The 16,983-nt window shown below is 69.8% G+C and carries 14 protein-coding genes and 1 pseudogene; 10 read left to right on the forward strand and 5 right to left on the reverse strand.

Annotated elements, in window-relative coordinates; translation table 11 throughout:
- Positions 1-52 precede the first annotated feature (52 nt).
- The 3 genes from ACN20J_RS43360 to ACN20J_RS43370 form a co-directional block, all read right to left on the reverse strand.
- Positions 53-400 carry a tetratricopeptide repeat protein gene (locus ACN20J_RS43360; RefSeq protein ID WP_189839262.1) on the reverse strand — a complete coding sequence of 116 codons (348 nt, stop codon included), beginning with the start codon at positions 398-400 and terminating at the stop codon, positions 53-55.
- An 88-nt stretch (positions 401-488) separates the two neighbouring features.
- Positions 489-953: a MarR family winged helix-turn-helix transcriptional regulator gene (locus tag ACN20J_RS43365; RefSeq protein ID WP_419668133.1), complete on the reverse strand. Its 465-nt coding sequence runs from the start codon at positions 951-953 to the stop codon at positions 489-491.
- Complete coding sequence (locus tag ACN20J_RS43370) at positions 950-1,432, reverse strand: MarR family winged helix-turn-helix transcriptional regulator (RefSeq protein ID WP_189839260.1); 483 nt, start codon at positions 1,430-1,432, stop codon at positions 950-952. The genes ACN20J_RS43365 and ACN20J_RS43370 overlap by 4 nt, the downstream gene beginning before the upstream one ends.
- Before the next feature lie 121 nt (positions 1,433-1,553).
- Between ACN20J_RS43370 and ACN20J_RS43375 the strand changes: the two genes are divergently transcribed.
- The 3 genes and pseudogenes from ACN20J_RS43375 to ACN20J_RS43385 form a co-directional block, all read left to right on the forward strand.
- Complete coding sequence (locus ACN20J_RS43375; RefSeq protein ID WP_055618731.1) at positions 1,554-2,519, forward strand: pirin family protein; 966 nt, start codon at positions 1,554-1,556, stop codon at positions 2,517-2,519.
- A 275-nt stretch (positions 2,520-2,794) separates the two neighbouring features.
- Positions 2,795-3,304, forward strand: a complete 510-nt coding sequence (locus tag ACN20J_RS43380; protein ID WP_361914479.1) for a universal stress protein — start codon at positions 2,795-2,797, stop codon at positions 3,302-3,304.
- A 55-nt stretch (positions 3,305-3,359) separates the two neighbouring features.
- Positions 3,360-3,597: pseudogene (locus ACN20J_RS43385) on the forward strand (GNAT family N-acetyltransferase); the annotation flags it as partial.
- A gap of 171 nt (positions 3,598-3,768) precedes the next feature.
- Here ACN20J_RS43385 and ACN20J_RS43390 read toward each other — a convergent pair.
- A complete protein-coding gene (locus tag ACN20J_RS43390; RefSeq protein ID WP_189839257.1) occupies positions 3,769-4,401 on the reverse strand; it encodes a TetR/AcrR family transcriptional regulator in 633 nt (210 codons plus the stop codon).
- Between the two features lie 136 nt (positions 4,402-4,537).
- Here ACN20J_RS43390 and ACN20J_RS43395 point away from each other — a divergent pair, with 136 nt between their 5' ends.
- From ACN20J_RS43395 to ACN20J_RS43405, 3 genes are all read left to right on the forward strand, one after another.
- On the forward strand, positions 4,538-5,485 hold the full coding sequence (locus ACN20J_RS43395) for an MBL fold metallo-hydrolase (protein ID WP_419668134.1): 948 nt from the start codon (positions 4,538-4,540) through the stop codon (positions 5,483-5,485).
- Between the two features lie 145 nt (positions 5,486-5,630).
- On the forward strand, positions 5,631-7,268 hold the full coding sequence (locus ACN20J_RS43400) for an MFS transporter (RefSeq protein ID WP_419668135.1): 1,638 nt from the start codon (positions 5,631-5,633) through the stop codon (positions 7,266-7,268).
- Positions 7,265-8,209 carry a fumarylacetoacetate hydrolase family protein gene (locus ACN20J_RS43405; RefSeq protein WP_419668136.1) on the forward strand — a complete coding sequence of 315 codons (945 nt, stop codon included), beginning with the start codon at positions 7,265-7,267 and terminating at the stop codon, positions 8,207-8,209. The genes ACN20J_RS43400 and ACN20J_RS43405 overlap by 4 nt, the downstream gene beginning before the upstream one ends.
- A gap of 142 nt (positions 8,210-8,351) precedes the next feature.
- Here ACN20J_RS43405 and ACN20J_RS43410 read toward each other — a convergent pair whose 3' ends face one another.
- Complete coding sequence (locus ACN20J_RS43410; RefSeq protein ID WP_419668137.1) at positions 8,352-9,314, reverse strand: threonine ammonia-lyase; 963 nt, start codon at positions 9,312-9,314, stop codon at positions 8,352-8,354.
- 288 nt (positions 9,315-9,602) lie between these two features.
- On the opposite strand from ACN20J_RS43410, the gene ACN20J_RS43415 reads away from it, so the two are divergent.
- The 4 genes from ACN20J_RS43415 (at position 9,603) to ACN20J_RS43430 (ending at position 16,953) form a co-directional block, all read left to right on the forward strand.
- Positions 9,603-12,452 (forward strand): lectin, encoded by a 2,850-nt coding sequence (locus ACN20J_RS43415; protein ID WP_419668138.1) that lies wholly within the window; start codon positions 9,603-9,605, stop codon positions 12,450-12,452.
- 17 nt (positions 12,453-12,469) lie between these two features.
- Entirely contained in the window at positions 12,470-14,239 is a 1,770-nt protein-coding gene (locus ACN20J_RS43420; RefSeq protein ID WP_419668139.1) for a ThuA domain-containing protein, read from the forward strand.
- Between the two features lie 447 nt (positions 14,240-14,686).
- On the forward strand, positions 14,687-16,177 hold the full coding sequence (locus tag ACN20J_RS43425) for a DUF1996 domain-containing protein (protein ID WP_190231985.1): 1,491 nt from the start codon (positions 14,687-14,689) through the stop codon (positions 16,175-16,177).
- A 200-nt stretch (positions 16,178-16,377) separates the two neighbouring features.
- Positions 16,378-16,953 carry an FABP family protein gene (locus tag ACN20J_RS43430; protein WP_419668140.1) on the forward strand — a complete coding sequence of 192 codons (576 nt, stop codon included), beginning with the start codon at positions 16,378-16,380 and terminating at the stop codon, positions 16,951-16,953.
- Positions 16,954-16,983: the final 30 nt, after the last annotated feature.

A 16,983-nucleotide genomic window follows, 5' to 3' on the forward strand; every position in this document is an offset into this window, starting at 1 on the left:
GGCCTCCTGCTTCGCGGTGCGCGTCTCTAGGCGCGACCGCTTCTCCGAGTACTCACAAGGACTCGAACTCGCCCGCGAGGGCCGAGGCTAGGCGGATGTGGGGCTCGGCCTCGTCGGTTCGGCCCTGGCGTTGGAGGGTGCGGCCGAGCATCAGGCGGGCGTAGTGCTCGACGGGGTCGCGCTCGATGAGTAGCCGCAACTGGGTTTCCGCGCGGCCCAGTTGGGCCGAGTGGTAGTACGCGCGGGCCAGCAGCAGTCGCGGGCCCACCTGCTCCGGCACCTCCTCGACCAGGCCGTCGAGGATGCGCGCCGAGGCGGCGTATTCCTTGGCGTCGAAGAACATCTGGGCGCGCTCCCAGCGCTCCGCGGACGTCCCGTGGTCGTAGTACGTCGTGTCCACTTCCGACCTCCTTCGACGGGCAGAACGACGTTGATTCGTTGAATATTCCACGACCTCCGTGCGTGCCCTGGGGTGGCTGTCGGTGGTGCTATATCCGGGCCAGTTCGGCGTTTGCGCGCTCGGTGACGAGTGTCAGTACGCGGCCTGCCGTGGCCAGGTCCTCGGTGGGGATGTCCGCGTAGATCCGGGCGGAGATCTGGTTGGTCTCGGCGGTGACCCGGTCGTACAGGTCCCGGCCGACGGGTGTGAGTCGCAGCCCGGAATCGTCCGACGGGGCTTCTTCGACCAGCTTCGCTGCCACCAACTCGTCGATGGTGGTCTGTACTGCCGACTCCTCGATCTTCAGTGAGCCGGTCACGTCGGCGACCACTTTGTCGCGTGCGATGGGGGCGTCCGCGATCGCGACGACCCTGAGGGTCACCGACTGGTTGAACGTGTTTCCCGTGCGCGTCAGGACGCGCTCCAGGACGGCACGTCCCGCGTAGTGGGCCAGGGCGATGACACGGCCGTTGACGGTGGGTGTGGTGGGGGTGGTGGGTGTGGCGGTGGTCATGACTGCTCCGTCTCGTTCTCGGTCGGCGGGTCGAGCGGTACGTCAAGCAGGGTCGCCAGCTCGCGGCTGAAGGCCTTCGTGCGTGGGCCGTCAAGGCCTCCGAGCGGCGTCAGTAGTTGTTCCAACAGTCCGTGCACGATCCCGATCGCGCGGCGGGTGACCTCGCGACCCTGATCGGTGAGCGTCAGCTGCACCGCGCGGGGATCGGCGGGGTCCCGCGTGCGCTCGACGAGGCCGGCCGCCTCCAGGGCGCGGGCGAGCTTCGACACGTACAGCGGTTCGAGCCCTGTGTGGTCGGCGAGTTGCCGCTGGCTGGGGCGGAGTCCGGTCCGGTGCATGCCGTAAAGCGACGCCACCAGCGAGTACTGCGCGTGGGTCAGGCCGAGCGGTGCCACCGCCCGGTCAACGGCGACCCGCCATTTCATCGACAGGCGCCACACCAGGAAGCCGGGCGTCGCGCCCTCGGGATTCGTGCTCACGAGAGATACAGTACATAGACATTATGTACATGGCTAGTATGTTCGCCGCGGGAGGCCGTCGCCGTCGACCGGCGGGTGGTTGGCCTGACGGAGTGTCCTTCGCGGGGCTAAGTTGTGGGCCATGAGCAATCTTGATCGCGAGGCAGTTCCCGCTCTGTGCGGTGGCCGGGGTTTCGTGGTGGCGGAGCCGGTGCGTGAACTCCTCAGTCCCCGCCGGGTCAAGCTCGGCGAGTCCAGCGAAGTCCGCCGTCTGCTGCCCAACCTGGGCCGGCGCATGGTGGGCGCCTGGTGCTTCGTCGATCACTACGGCCCCGACGACATCGCCGAAGAGCCCGGTATGCAGGTCCCGCCGCATCCGCACATGGGTCTGCAGACCGTCAGCTGGCTCCACGAGGGCGAGGTCCTGCACCGCGACTCAACCGGCAGCCTCCAGACGATCCGGCCGCGCGAGCTGGGCCTGATGACGTCCGGCCGGGCCATCAGCCATTCGGAGGAGAGCCCCAAGTCGCACGCCCGCTTCCTCCATGGCGCGCAACTGTGGGTCGCGCTCCCCGACGGCGACCGCCACACCGACCCGCTGTTCGAGCACCACGCCGAACTGCCCGTCGTCACCGCACCCGGCATCGAGGCCACGCTCATCCTCGGCAGCGTCGACGGAGCGGCCTCGCCCGGGACGACGTACACCCCGATCGTCGGCGCCGACCTGGCCCTCGCCCAGGGCGCCGACGTACGCCTCCCGTTGGAGCCGGACTTCGAGTACGCCGTGCTCTCCATGTCCGGCGAGGCCCACGTCGACGGCGTACCGCTGCTGCCCGGTTCCATGCTCTACCTCGGCTGCGGGCGCTCCGAACTCCCCCTCCGCGCCGAGTCGGACGCGGGCCTCATGCTCCTCGGAGGTGAGCCGTTCGAGGAGGAGCTCATCATGTGGTGGAACTTCATCGGCCGCTCCCAGGAGGAGATCACCCAGGCCCGCGCGGACTGGATGACCGGGGCGCGGTTCGGCGAGGTGAAGGGGTACGACGGGGCAGCGCTGCCCGCTCCCGAACTGCCGCCCGTGCCGCTCAAACCACGGGGAAGGGTGCGCTGACCGACAGAGCTCAGTGGTGGCCCGGTGGGAATGGCGAACCTGATCGACAGCATGCCGTCCGTGCCGGTGCTGCCGCGGCGGACGGCTCCGTGCGGTGCGGGCGCTGTTCTCGTGTGCAGCTCGGCGTCAACAGCGACCCGAACCTCACGCCAACAGCGACCCCAACCTCACGTACGTGGGCTCCCTGGTGACCTTGCTGTGGCGGCGTATCGTGCGCGACCACGACACTGATGTCTGATCGGACATGACCCACCTGGCAGTCGGAGGGCGAGCGGATGACCGTCATCGCGTGGATCGTCGAAGGCACCTGGCCCGCCTGCGTGGACGCCGTCCGCACCCATGCCCCCGAGGACGCCGAGATCGTTCTGCTCCATGTGAGCGGCCACGAGATCCCGGGCATCGCGCACGGTGCCTTCGCCGGTCTGCTCGGCCGCGGCCACCCCGAACGCGACCCCGGCACCCGCCTGGAACACCTCGCCGCCACCTCCGCCAACCAGCTCCTCCAGAACGCCGCCGACCGACTCGGCCGCCCCTGCACCCGCATAGAGCGCACCGGCCGCGTCGAGCAGGAGGTCGTGGTCGCCGCGCAGGGCGCGGAGTTGCTCATCGTCGCGCGCGACGGCGACCGCAGCCGCCTCGGCCCCAGAAGCCTGGGCCCGGCCAGCCGCTTCGTCGTCGACCACGCCCCCTGCCCGGTACTGCTTGTGTGGCCCGAGCCGGCACCCGACCTCGCCGGCACGCCCATGCCGCCACCCCCACCCGAGCCTGGAGGCGATGGGCGCTAGAGCGGAAGGCGCCCCGGCGGTCCCCGCCGGTCGGGGGCTGGGGCTTCAGCTCGTCACCGACGTGGTCGCGACGCTGTGCCACTGCGGTTTCCGCGTGCGCGGCCTGCGGCGGCTGCGGATCGAGACGCTGTCGGACAACGCCGCGATGCTGCGATGTCGCGATGCCGCCCTCCGCCGAGCGCGACGGTTTCGTCCGCGAGGGCATGCTGCGCTCATCCGCCTGGGTGCTGGGCGAGTTCCTGGACGAGGTACTGCTCGGCCTCCTCGTCCAGGACCGGAAGCCGGACTCGCAGGGCCGGGCCTTTCGCCCCCGGACCGACCGGACCGACCGGGCCCATCGGACTGACCGGGCCGGACCACACCGCACCGCCCGCACCGGACGCCGACGTACGGCAACCGGCGGCGCGTCTGCGACCCGGCGCATCGTCGCCTCCGGCGTCCCCGGCCTCCGGCGCGACGGCGGTTCAGGCAGGCGTGAGGATTCCCGTGAGGACGATGTCGAGTGCCGCGTTGAGGCTGTCGGGCAGGTCGAAGGGTGGCGGCTCTTCCCTGATCCAGCGCAGGACGGTCGTGAAGTAGCAGGCTGCGAGCAGGGCGCCCGCCTGGTCGGAATCGACCTCGGGCCGGATCTCGCCGCGCTGCTTGCCTTCCTCGACGATCTTCGTGAGTTCGATTTCCAGTGACGGGTCCTGGAACAGCCGGCCGAACCGTGCGGAGGCGCTCATGAGGACCGTGGTCTCCCCGCGGGAGGCGACGTTCAGCTCGGCCATCTCCCGTAGGTAGCGCCTGAGGCGCTCGCCGACCGGCAGGACCTCGGCGTGCTCCTGGCCGAGGATCGCCGCGACCGACGCCCGCCGACGGACGCCCCACTCCTCCAGGAAGCCGACCTTCTGCGAGTAGTGGTTGAAGACGGTGGCCCGGGCGACGTCGGCGGTGTCGGCGATCTCGTCCATGGTCGTCGCCTCGAACCCCTGGGTGACGAACAGCCCGACCGCCGCTTCGTACAGCTGATCACGTACCTGGCGGCGCTTCCGCTCCCGGCGCCCGGGGGCCGGTGTCTCGCTCGCGGGGACGGCTCCTGCGTCCGGGATCTTCATGGCCTCCAGTACAGCACAGCGCCGCACGCCTCTTGACCGTATCCGCGAGTGACTCTAGATTTTCGGTCATAGATGGACTCCAGTCCATCATTGGATTTCAATCTCGCGATGCTGCGGGACGTGGAAAGGAGGCAGCGTGGCTTCCGTAATTCCCCTGGCGGGCCGTGCGGACGTCGGCGCCGGCTGTCATGTGTGGCTCCCGGACCGGGGCGGCTGGGGCATGAGCAATGCCGGGCTGGTCGTCGGCCGGGGCGAGGCCCTGCTCGTCGACACCCTCTACGACCTGCGGCTGACCCGCGCGATGCTCGATGCGCTGGCTCCGGTGACCGCCGCCGCCCCCATCTCGACCGTGGTCAATACCCACGGCAACGGCGATCACTGGTTCGGCAATCAGCTCGTGGCCCAGGCCGAGATCATCGCGGCCCGCGGGTCACTGGCCGACATGCGGCAGGTGGGCCCGTCCGAGATGCGGCAGCTGTCGGCCGCCCAGGGACTCACCGGGCGGTTCGCCCGCAGGATCTTCGGCGCCTTCGACCACACGGACATCGAGCCCGTCCTGCCCGGCCGGGTCTTCGACGGCGAACTCGTCCTGGACGTCGGCGGTACGGAGGTCCGGCTGGTGGACGTGGGCCCTGCGCACAGCTCCGGCGACACCATCGTCCATGTGCCGCGGGCGGGGGTCGTCTACACCGGCGACATCGTGTTCGCCGGTGCCGCTCCCGTCGTGTGGCACGGCCCGTTCGCCAACTGGCTCGCCGCCTGCGACCTGCTCCTCGGTCTCGACGCCCACACCATCGTGCCCGGGCACGGACCGGTCACCACCAAGAAGGCCGTCCGGGACATCCGCGACTACCTCGAATTCGTCCACGAGCAGGCCACCACCCGGTTCACCGCCGGACTGCCCGCCATGGACGCCGCACGCGACATCCGCCTCGGGCGATTCGCCGGGCTGGACGAGAGCGAACGCCTCGCCGTCAACGTGCACACCGTCTACCGGGAACTCGACCCCTCCCTGCCCCCGCTCGACGGCCCCGGCCTGTTCGGGCGCATGGCCGAACTCGCCTGCCCGCACCCCGGTTTCTGATTCCTGAGCCTTTCGATCCGCCGGTCATTCCCCGGACCACGGACCGGCCACCTATCAGCCATTGCCCGGCCATTCGCCGGCCCGCCCACCGGCCGTCCACCGGCCCACCCACCGGTCATTCCCCGGACCGACCAGAGGAGGAGACATGGTCTCCAGACCCGCCTACGAACCACCCACCGGACCGGCCCACGAACCACCCACCGTGCTGGCCGACGGCCCGCCGGCACGGCACACGGGCACGATCATCGCCGGCTGTCTCGCGGTGTGCCTGGCCCAGATCGGACTGGTGCTGCCCGCCGCGATCAACGGCGTCATCCAGCGCTCCCTGCAGACATCCGGCGCGGAACTGACGTGGATCAGCGACGCGTTCCTGGTTCCGGCCGCCGTGCTCGCGCTGACCTTCGGCGTTCTCGGCGACCTGTACGGACGCAAGAAGCTGCTGGTGGGTGGTGCACTGCTGGCCGCCGTCGGCTACGCGGTCTCCGCGACCTCCGACTCCGCGGCCCAGCTGATCACCGGCCAGGCCCTCTCCGGCATCGGCGCCGCCGCGCTCTTCCCCGCCTCACTCGCCGTGATCACCGCGAGCACACCGACACCCGCAGCCCGGGCCCGCGCCCTCGCCTCGTGGACCACGGCCCTGTCGCTCGGCGCGCTCATCGCCCCGCTGCTCTCCGGCGCTGTCGTCGAACACACCTCCTTCCGCTGGGCGTTCGCCGCCACCGGGGTGCTCGCGCTCGCGGCGGCGGCAGCGGCCTGGCTGCTGACCGGCGAGTCCAGTGCCCCCGAAGGCCGTTCGCTGGACTGGCCGGGGCAGATAACCATCGGCCTGGCCCTGCTGGCCCTGCTGTACGGCATCATCCAGGGCCCCTCGGACGGCTGGGGGTCGGCGCCCGTCGTCCTCTCCCTCGTCGCCGCGGCGGTTCTGCTGGCGGCCTTCATCCGCGTGGAGAACAGCAGCGCCTCGCCGATGCTGCGCCTGGAACTGTTCCGTATCCCGGCCTTCGCCGCCTCGGCCGCGATGGCGGTCATCGGGATGTTCGGCTTCCTGGGAGGCGCGTACGACCTGAGCATCCGGCTGGGCGTGATCCAGCACCAGAGCCCGCTGCAGTCGGCGGTTCCCTTCCTGGTGATCCAGGGCATCACCCCCTTCATCTGGCCGCTGCTGGTCCGGCTGCTGCACAGCGTCGGCCCCGGTCCGATGCTCGTCACCGGCTTCATGTCGTTGGCCGTCGCCCAGCTGTGGCTGCGGGAGGTGCCGATCCACGAGACCGGCTTGGTGCCCCTGCTCGGCCCGCTGGTTCTCAACGGCGTCGGCTTCGGACTGGTCGTCGCCGCCATCACCGCGGCCGCCGTCAACGTCGTACCGCCCAGTCTCACCGGCATGGCCAGCGCCACCACCAGCCTGGTCCGCGACCTCGGTCAGACCCTCGGCCCAGCCATCGTCGGTGCGGTCGCCCTGGGCCTGGCGACCGGCCGGCTGACGGACGGTCTCGCCGGGGCGGGACTCACACCCGCCGAGCACGGGACCGCCAACGCCGTCCTCGAAGCGGGCGGCCCGATCGCCCTGCACACCGCCGAACTCGGCCCGCTCAGCGCGAAACTCGCCCCGTTCACCGAACGGGCGCTGGCCGACGGCTACAACGCGGGACTCGTCCTGACCGCCGTCGCCTGCGTGGTCGCCGCCGCGATCGCCGCCGTCTTCCTGGGAGTCAGGTCCAGTGGCGGCGATGCGGGCCCGAAGCCCGAGGCGCGGACAGCCGAGCCCGAGGGGGTCCGGCCGTGAAGTACGCGACCTTCCTCCACGACGGACAGCAGCGTTCGGGAGTCGTGACCGGCGACCGGATCCACCCCTTCGCCCCTGGCATCGGCCTGCTGGAGCTCATCCAGGCGGGCGAGAGCGAACTGCGGGCCGCCGGCGACCGGGCCCTCACCGGGTCAGGGCCCCTGGCGCTCGGCGAGATCCGGCTGCTGCCGCCGCTCCAGCCGCCGACCGTACGGGATTTCATGACCTTCGAAGGGCATGTGGCCGCAGTGGCCCGGGGATTCGGCGACACCGTGCCCGAGGAGTGGTACGCCCAGCCGGCGTTCTACTTCACCAACCCGTACGCCATGATCGGCGCCTACGACGACGTCCCCGTTCCGCCGGGCTGCCGGCGCTTCGACTTCGAACTGGAGGTCGCCGCTGTCATCGGACGGGCCGGGCGGGATCTGAGTCCCGGGCAGGCCCGGGAGCACATCATCGGCTACACGATCCTCAACGACTGGTCCGCCCGCGATCTGCAGGGCCCGGAGATGAAGGTCAAACTCGGCCCGGCCAAGGGCAAGGACACCGCCACCACCCTCGGACCCTGGCTGGTCACCGCCGACGAACTCGATCCGCATCGCGACCCCGAAGGCTTCCTGGATCTCGAACTCACCGTCGATGTCAACGGCGTGACCATCGGTCAGGACACCCTCGCCAACATGGCCTGGACCTTCGAGGAGATGGTCGCGTACGCCTCCCGAGGCACCTGGGTCAGGCCCGGCGACGTCCTCGGCTCCGGGACCTGCGGCAACGGAGGGTGCCTGGCCGAGCGCTGGGGCCGGGCCGGCACATTCGAACCGCCGCCCCTGGAGCCCGGCGACACCGTCACCATCACGGCCCAGGGCCTGGGCACCGTCAGCAACACGGTCGTCGGAGGAGTGGCACCCTTGCCCATCGCCACGGCGCGCCGCAGGCTGTGAAACCGCGTGGACAGGGGTGGCGGCACGGGCGGGGATCAGAGCTCCCGCACCCGATATCGGCCCCCTGATCTCGGCGCATCCGACATCGGCACACCCGATCTGGGCACGCCCGACATCAGCACACCCGATCTCGGCGGCTCGCTCACGTGCGGACCCAGCGGTGGTACGCGTCCAGGTCGACGTTGCTGCCGCAGATGATGGTCGCCACGTGGCGGCCGGCGAAGCGGTCACGGTCTTCCAGGACGGCCGCGATGCCGAGGGCCGCTGAGGGTTCGACGACCAGGCCCGCGCGCTCCAGGAGCAACCGCATGCCCGTGACGATGGACTCCTCGCGGACCAGGACGGCGTCGTCGGCCACGGCGAGGAGGTCGTCCAGGACCGCGGGAATGGGGTGCCGCCCGGCGACGCCGTCGGCGATGGTGTCGGTCGAGTCGGTGGAGACGACCCGGCGTCCGTGCCAGGAGCGGGTCATCGCGGGTGCGCCGAGGGGCTGTACGCAGATCACCTCGACGTCCGGCGAAAGGGTCTGCAGGACGTAACCCACTCCGGTGGCCATCGCGCCGCCGCCCAGGGCGATCAGGACCGCGTCGAAGGAGGAGGCCGCGCCGGCCAGTTCCAGGCCGATGGTCGCCGCGCCCTCGCAGGTCTCGATGTCGAGGCTGTCCTCGACCAGCCGGACGCCACGCCGTCGCGCGATGCTCACGGCCCGTTCGCGGGCCATCTCGAAGTCGCCGTCGACCAGCTCCAACTCCGCACCCAGCGCGCGGATCCGATCGAGTTTGGCGGCGGGCGCCTTGTGTGACGCCACGACCGTCACGTCGAGGCCGCGGCGGCGACCGGACCAGGCGAGCGCCTGGCCGAGGTTTCCGGCACTGGCGCACACCGCGGCCGTACCGCCCTGGCCGGTCAGCAGGCCGGCGACGAGTTCCGTACCGCGGGCCTTGAAGCTGCGCACCGGATTCGCCGTCTCCAGCTTGATGCTCACCGTGCAGCCGAGCTCGCGCCCCAACGCGTCGCACTCGTACAGCGGAGTGTCCAGGAAGATCGGGTCGATGTTCCGACCGGCCGCGCGGATCCGGGCGAGATCGAGACGCGTCGCGAGCATGACCAGCAACGTACCCCCTCTGAGTCGCCCCTGGTCGAGACCAACAGCCCTACGCCGCCTGTGACTTCGTATGTTGCGGTCGGCCGCGGCCCTTTGTCCCGTACCTGGAAAAAGTATCGAGATCATGAGTGAAAGGGGTTACGGAGCTCAACAAAGCTCGCTAACTTCCTTGAAATGAACCGGTCATAGAGCCGCAACCGGTCATGACGGCGCGACGGCGCGCGCCTGTGCACTGCTTGGCAGCCCGGTGAGGGCTGCCGTCATCCCACCCCACTTTGGGAGACCTCTGTGCGCAACAAACCGCTCGGAAACAGACGTATCCGCTACCTGCTGACCGCCGTGGCCTGCGCCATCGGCTGCCTGCTGCCCCTGCCCCAGGCCGCCGCCCGCCCGGCGGATCCGGCCGCCGGGACCAAGGCGGCGGCCGTCGAGTACCAGCAGGTCACACTCGCCAAGGGTGTGGCCGAGACGGGCGAGCCGATGACCCTGGCGGTGCTGCCGGACCGCTCGGTCCTGCACACCTCCCGTGACGGCACGGTCCGGCTCACGAACGCCGCGGGCACCACCGCCGTCGCGGGCAAGCTGGATGTGTACAGCCACGACGAGGAAGGCCTGCAAGGCGTCGCCGTGGACCCCGGCTTCGCGTCCAACCGGTCCGTCTACCTCTACTACGCCCCCAAGCTCAGCACTCCGGCCGGTGACGCCCCGGCCGACGGCACGGCCTCCGACTTCGCCCCCTTCGACGGGGTCAACCGGCTGTCCCGGTTCGTGCTGAAGACCGACGGCACCCTGGACCTCGGCAGCGAGAAGAAGATCCTCGACGTGCCTGCCTCCCGTGGCATCTGCTGCCACGTGGGCGGCGACATCGATTTCGACGCGGCCGGAAACCTGTACCTGTCCACCGGCGACGACACCAACCCGTTCGCCTCCGACAGCTACACCCCGATCGACGAGCGCCCCACCCGCAACCCCGCCTTCGACGCCCAGCGTTCCTCGGCCAACACCAACGACCTGCGCGGCAAGGTCCTGCGGATCAAGGTCAACGCCGACGGGTCGTACGCGATCCCGAGCGGCAACCTCTTCGCGCCCGGCACCGCGAAAACCCGTCCCGAGATCTACGCGATGGGCTTCCGCAACCCCTTCCGCATGAGCGTCGACAAGCCCACGGGCATCGTCTACCTCGGCGACTACGGCCCCGACGCAGGCACCGCCAGCCCCACGCGCGGCCCCGGCGGGCAGGTGGAGTTCAACCGGATCACCAAGGCAGGCAACTACGGCTGGCCGTACTGCACCGGCGACAACGACGCCTACATCGACTACAACTTCGCCACCGGCGCCTCCGGGTCCGCCTTCAACTGCTCGGCGCCCACGAACAGTTCGCCGAACAACACCGGCCTCACCGGCCTGCCTCCCGTCCAGCCCGCCTGGATCCCCTACGACGGCGGATCCGTACCGGAGTTCGGCAACGGCTCGGAGTCCCCGATGGGCGGCCCGGTCTACCGCTACGACGCCACCTCCACCTCCGAGGTGAAGTTCCCGCAGGAGTACGACGGCGACTACTTCGCCGGGGAGTTCGGCCGCCGCTGGATCAAGCGCATCGAGTCCGGCACCGACGGCACCGTGCAGTCCATCAACGCCTTCCCCTGGAGCGGCACCCAGGTGATGGACATGGCCTTCGGCCCCGACGGCGCCCTGTACGTCCTCGACTACGGCACCGGCTACTTCAGCGGCGACGAGAACTCCGCCCTGTACCGCATCGAGCACGTCACCGACGGGCTCGCCCCGACCGCACAGGCGAAGGCCGACGTCACCTCGGGCAAGGCGCCCCTGGCCGTCTCGTTCTCCTCGGCCGGCAGCACCGACCCGGACGGCGACGCCCTGAGCCACGCCTGGACCTTCGGCGACGGCGCCACCTCCACCGCCGCCAACCCCTCCCACACCTATACGGCCAACGGCCAGTACACAGCCACGCTGAAAGTCACGGACACGACCGGCAAGTCCGCGACGGCCTCCGTGCAGATCACGGTGGGGAACACCGCGCCCACGGTGAAGCTCGACCTGCCCCTGGACGGAAGCATCCACGACTTCGGCGACGCGATCCCGTTCAAGGTGACGGTGACGGACCCCGAGGACGGCACGATCGACTGCTCCAAGGTGAAGGTCACCTTCATCGTCGGGCACGACAGCCACGGCCATCCGCAGACCTCGACCACCGGCTGCAACGGCACACTGCAGACGCTGGCGGACGGAGAGCACGACCCCAACGCCAACATCTTCGGCGTGATCGACGCCGAGTACACCGACAAGGGCGCCGGCGGACAGCCCGCGCTGACCTCGCACGACCAGCACGTCGTCCAGCCCAGCCACCGGCAGGGCGAGCACTACGGCAACTCCGCCGGCGTCGACGTCATCTCCCACGCTCCCGCCCACGGCGGGAAGACCGTCGGCAACATCGAGAACGGCGACTGGATCTCCTTCCAGCCGTACGCCCTCGGCAACGCGACACAGTTCACCGCCCGGGTCTCCTCCGCGGGCGCCGGCGGCACCATCGAGGTCCGCGCCGGATCCCCGACCGGCACCCTGCTCGGCACGGCGACCGTGCCGGTGACCGGCGGCTGGGAGACCTTCCAGGACGTGACCGCGGGCCTGAGCAACCGGCCCACCGGCTCCACCTCCCTCCACCTCGTCTTCAAGGGCGGCAGCGGCGCGCTCTTCGACGTGGACGAGTTCTCCTTCACCACCTCCGGCGACACCACCCGCTCGGGTGAGGTGAGGGGCGTGAACGGCAAGTGCCTGGACGTGGACAACGCCCAGACGGCTGACGGCACCAAGGTGCAGATCTGGACGTGCAACACCTCTGCCGCCCAGAAGTGGACGGTCCCCGGTGACGGCACCCTGCGGGTTCTGGGCAAGTGCCTGGACGTGTCCGAGGGGGCCTCTGCGGACGGTACGAGGATCCAGTTGTGGACCTGCAACGGTTCGGGTGCGCAGACGTGGGCGGCCCAGTCCGACGGCACGGTCCGCAATCCGCAGTCCGGCAAGTGCCTGGACGCCTCGGGCGGCACCTGGAACGACGGAACCGCAGTCCATCTGTGGACCTGCCACGCCAACGCCAACCAGAAATGGACCCTGCCGTAGGAGGGAGGAGACCGACCATGCGTACTTACCTGAAAGCGGCCCTCGGCCTGTTCGTGGGCGCCACACTCTGTCTGACCCCGCAGGCCACGGCGCTGCCCGGAGCGGCGGGCCGGCCGGCCACCGGTTCCGTGACCGCCGAAGCACGGCCACTCGCGGCGGCCGACCCGGCGTACAAGATCCTCGTCTTCTCCAAGACGGCGGGCTTCCGCCACTCCTCGATCGACGAGGGCATCACGGCCCTGCGCGGCCTGGGCACCGCGAACAACTTCACCGTGGACGCGACCGAGGACGCGGGGACCTTCACGACCGGCAACCTGGCCCAGTACAAGTCCGTCGTCTTTCTGTCGACGACGGGTGACGTGCTGAACGCCGCCCAGCAGACGGCCTTCGAGAGTTACGTCCAGGGCGGCGGCGGATACGTCGGCATCCACGCCGCCGCCGACACCGAGTACGACTGGCCCTTCTACGAGGGCCTGGCAGGCGCGCTCTTCCACTCGCATCCGGCCATCCAGTCCGCCACGGTGGAGGTGGAGGACCGGGCGCACGACGCAACCGCCCACTTGGGCAGCAGTTGGCAGCGCACCGACGAGTGGTACAACTACCGCACCAACCCGCGTACCACCGCCCGAGTTCTGGCCTCGCTCGACGAGTCCAGCTACTCCGGCGGGAACATGTCCGGCGACCACCCGATCGCCTGGTGCAAGGACTACCAGGGCGGCCGGGCCTTCTACACCGGCGGCGGGCACACCGAAGAGTCGTACGCCGAGCCCGCCTTCCGGCGGCACCTCCTCGGCGGCATCCGCTGGGCCGCCGGGATGACCGACGCCGACTGCCGTCCGGAGACCGGCTACACACCCCTGTTCGACGGCTCGTCCACCAGCGGCTGGAAGCAGGCCGGCCCCGGGCAGTTCAGCCTCGCGGACGGCACCCTCACCTCCGTGGGCGGGATGGGGTTGTTCTGGTACAACGCCCAGGAATTCACCGGCGATTACTCCCTCAAGCTCGACTGGCGGATGGCCGGGGACGACAACTCCGGTGTCTTCATCGGCTTTCCGGCCTCCGACGATCCGTGGACGGCGGTGAACAACGGCTACGAGATCCAGATCGACGCCACCGACGCCGCCGACCGCACGACGGGCTCCGTCTACGGCTTCAAGTCGGCGGACATCGCCGCACGGGACGCGGCGCTGAATCCGCCGGGGGAGTGGAACACCTACGAACTCCGGGTCACCGGCGAGCGGTTGGAGATCTTTCTCAACGGCCGGAAGGTCAACGACTTCACCAACACCGATCCCGTACGGAGCCTGCGGCAGGGGCACATCGGCATCCAGAACCACGGCGACGGCGACGACGTGTCCTTCCGCAACATCCGCGTCAAGCACGCCGGCGGCCAGGAGCCAGGACCCCGCTCGGGTGAGGTGAAGGGCGTGAACGGCAAGTGCCTGGACGTGGACAACGCCCAGACGGCCGACGGTACGAAGGTGCAGATCTGGACGTGCAACACCTCTGCCGCCCAGAAGTGGACGGTCTCCGCCGACGGCACTGTGCGGGCTCTGGGGAAGTGTCTGGACGTGTCCGAGGGGGCCTCCGCGGACGGTACGAGGATCCAGCTGTGGACCTGCAACGGTTCGGGTGCGCAGACGTGGGCGGCCCATTCCGACGGCACGGTCCGCAATCCGCAGTCCGGCAAGTGCCTGGACGCCTCGGGCGGCACCTGGAACGACGGAACCCCGGTCCATCTGTGGACCTGCCACGCCAACGCCAACCAGAAATGGACCCTGCCCTGACGAACCGACCGACCGGCACGGTGGCCTGAACCAGCCGCCTTCCCCATGACTTCGCCCCGCTCACCGGTGTGAGCGGGGCGAAGTCGTTGTGCACTGCCAGGTCCTCCCGTTTAGCCGCACGCACGAGGCCAACCGCCTCAACTCCCGTGCCGGCCCCGGCTCTTGGGTGGCCCCTGGTGCACCGGACGGGCCGTCACGTCCCTTCTGCCGGTTTTCCGCCGGCAGATGCCCCGCCCTTCGCGGGCGGCGAACGCGTGAAGTTCGTAGATCCCTCGCGGAGAAAGTGACCGTTCCGGCGCCCGAGTCCGGCTCCTATGCCCGGATTGCGGGTGGAGGAAACTATGAATCTGAGAATCCAGTGAACATCCTGTGACCACATCCGTATCAAGGGAGAGCTTCGCCCACACCGGAAGTCCCGCCGGTTCCGAGGATGTTCAGAGAGGCCTGATGAGACGCAACACGCGGAAGAAGTCGAAGACCACCGTTCGGGTGGTGGGCGCTGCGGCGGCACTGGCCATGGGGGCCGGCGGACTCGTCGCGGCCAACATCTACGCCTCTGCCGATGAAACCGGCGCAGCGAAGGGCACGGCCCAGAACCAGGCGTTGGCGGCCGGAACCTCCACGATCGACTGCCCCGACGTCGGCCAGCAGTTGAAGGCGGTGCCCGACAAGGCCCGAACCCAGGTCGACAGGGAGCTTGCCCTGCTCGACAAGCAGGTGTCCGAGGCCTACCAGCGCCTCTCCACCTCCCAGCAGGCGATCCAGCAGGACGCCAACTTCGCGCAGAACGCGATCGTGAACCCGCTGAAGGACAAGCGGAAGGCCACGATCGACCGGATCGTCATCGCCATCGGCCGTGTGGGCACCAAGCCGCAGGGCCTTGAGGCGCTGGCGCCCTGTACGTTGCGCTCCACGGGCAACCAGCCCGCCGCCGGTCAGCCCTCGGGCCAGCCCGCCTCCGGTCAGCCGGCTTCGGGTCAGCCCGCTTCAGGAGCGCCGGCCGCCGGCCAGCCCGCCGCGGGCAACGGGCCCGTCGCCGCCGACTTCGTGGACATCACCAAGGTCAAGGCCAACGTGAGCACGCCGCGCAAGTCGTCGAAGGCGTCCAAGGGCACCTTCGTCACCAAGTGCGGGGTGAACGCCAACAAGCTGTACAACAGCGACAACGTCATCGTCGCCCCCGGTGTCACCAACGGCGCCCACCACGTGCACGACTACGTGGGCAGCCAGGACAACGACGCCTTCACCAGCGACCAGGACTTCCTCAAGGCCAACACCAGCTGCAAGAACAAGGGCGACAAGTCGTCCTACTACTGGCCGGTGCTGCGCCTCCAGGACGGCACCAAGGAATTCGACGCCGACCGGCTGGGCGGTGGGGCCGAGGGCAACACCGGCCGCATCCTGACCGCCAAGCAGGCCACGCTGGACTTCGTGGGCAGCCCGCGCGGCAAGGTCGTGGCGATGCCGCAGCTCCTGCGCATCATCACCGGTGACGCCAAGGCGTTCACGAACGGCCCGGGCAACGCCAACGCCTCCTGGAGCTGCACGGGCTTCGAGAACAAGGTGCAGCTGAAGGACAAGTACCCCCTCTGCCCGTCGGGCCGGGACGTGGTGCGCACCTTCAAGTTCCAGAGCTGCTGGGACGGCACCAACATCGACAGCGCCAACCACCGTACGCACGTGGCCTTCGCGGACGCCCAGGGCAACTGCCCGGCCGGCTTCAAGGCCATCCCGCAGCTGGTCCAGCGGCTCGTGTACGACGTGGACGCGCCCAGCCTGAAGGACAACGGGAAGACCCGGCCGTTCTTCTCCCTGGACGGGTTCCCCGAGCAGGCGCACAAGCCGATCACGGACCACGGTGACTTCATCAACGTGTTCGACAAGAAGGTGCAGAACAAGATGGTCCAGTGCATCAACTCCGGACGCAGGTGCAGCTGACCCCGGACAGCGGTCCAGTCGGCGGTAGGTAAGTAGAAGTAGAAGTAGGTAGGGGTGGGCGTCGTGCCAACGGCGTCCACCCCGCCGCGTTCGCGCCCACCCCGGCGTGTTCGGGCCACCGCTTCCAGGGCGCCGAGCGGGTCTACCGCCTAGGCTTCCGGTCGGCACCGGAACCGGCACCGACCCCAGGAGCGCGCACCGTGTTCGACCCCGCACCCGAGCACCCGTACCCCGACGGCCACCAGCCGGACGGGACGCCGACGCCGCACGCGCTGCTCGAACCGGTCCTCGGCCTCCTGGGGTCCTGGCACGGCCGGGGCCAGGGCGAGTACCCGACGCTCACCAGCGACTTCGCGTACGCGCAGGAGGTGACCTTCAGTCATGACGGCCGCCCCTTCCTGCGTTACGAGGCCAGGGCCTGGCTCCTCGACGCCGACGACGCCCCGCTGCGCCCGTCGGCCCGGGAGAGCGGCTGGTGGCGACTGCAGCCCGACGGCCGGGTGGAGGCACTCATCACCCAGCCCACCGGCATCGCCGAGATCATGGTCGGCCACGCGGCCGACAAGACGGTCGACCTCTCCACCCACCAGGTGGCTCTCGCCCCCACCGCCAAGAAGGTCGACGCCACCCGCCGCCGTTACACCCTGACCGACGACGACACGCTCACGTTCGACCACGACCTGGAAGCGGTCGGCCAGTCCTTGCAGCACCACCTCTCGGCGCTGCTGCACCGCAAGGCCGACGACGGCTCCGGCCGGCGGTTCACCGGGCGTTGAGCAGGAGTGACGCCCCCGAGCCGAACCGAC

The sequence above is a fragment of the Streptomyces sp. 2-1 genome, from assembly GCF_048564895.1.
GTDB lineage: Bacteria > Actinomycetota > Actinomycetes > Streptomycetales > Streptomycetaceae > Streptomyces > Streptomyces phaeochromogenes.

Excerpts from the sequence above, each read along its gene's own strand:
- ACN20J_RS43365 (WP_419668133.1), bottom strand. The coding sequence starts at position 953 with ATGACCACCGCCACACCCACCACCCCCACCACACCCACCGTCAACGGC.
- ACN20J_RS43375 (WP_055618731.1), top strand. The coding sequence starts at position 1,554 with ATGAGCAATCTTGATCGCGAGGCAGTTCCCGCTCTGTGCGGTGGCCGG.
- ACN20J_RS43380 (WP_361914479.1), top strand. The coding sequence starts at position 2,795 with ATGACCGTCATCGCGTGGATCGTCGAAGGCACCTGGCCCGCCTGCGTG.
- ACN20J_RS43390 (WP_189839257.1), bottom strand. The coding sequence starts at position 4,401 with ATGAAGATCCCGGACGCAGGAGCCGTCCCCGCGAGCGAGACACCGGCC.
- ACN20J_RS43400 (WP_419668135.1), top strand. The coding sequence starts at position 5,631 with ATGGTCTCCAGACCCGCCTACGAACCACCCACCGGACCGGCCCACGAA.
- ACN20J_RS43410 (WP_419668137.1), bottom strand. The coding sequence starts at position 9,314 with ATGCTCGCGACGCGTCTCGATCTCGCCCGGATCCGCGCGGCCGGTCGG.
- ACN20J_RS43420 (WP_419668139.1), top strand. The coding sequence starts at position 12,470 with ATGCGTACTTACCTGAAAGCGGCCCTCGGCCTGTTCGTGGGCGCCACA.
- ACN20J_RS43425 (WP_190231985.1), top strand. The coding sequence starts at position 14,687 with ATGAGACGCAACACGCGGAAGAAGTCGAAGACCACCGTTCGGGTGGTG.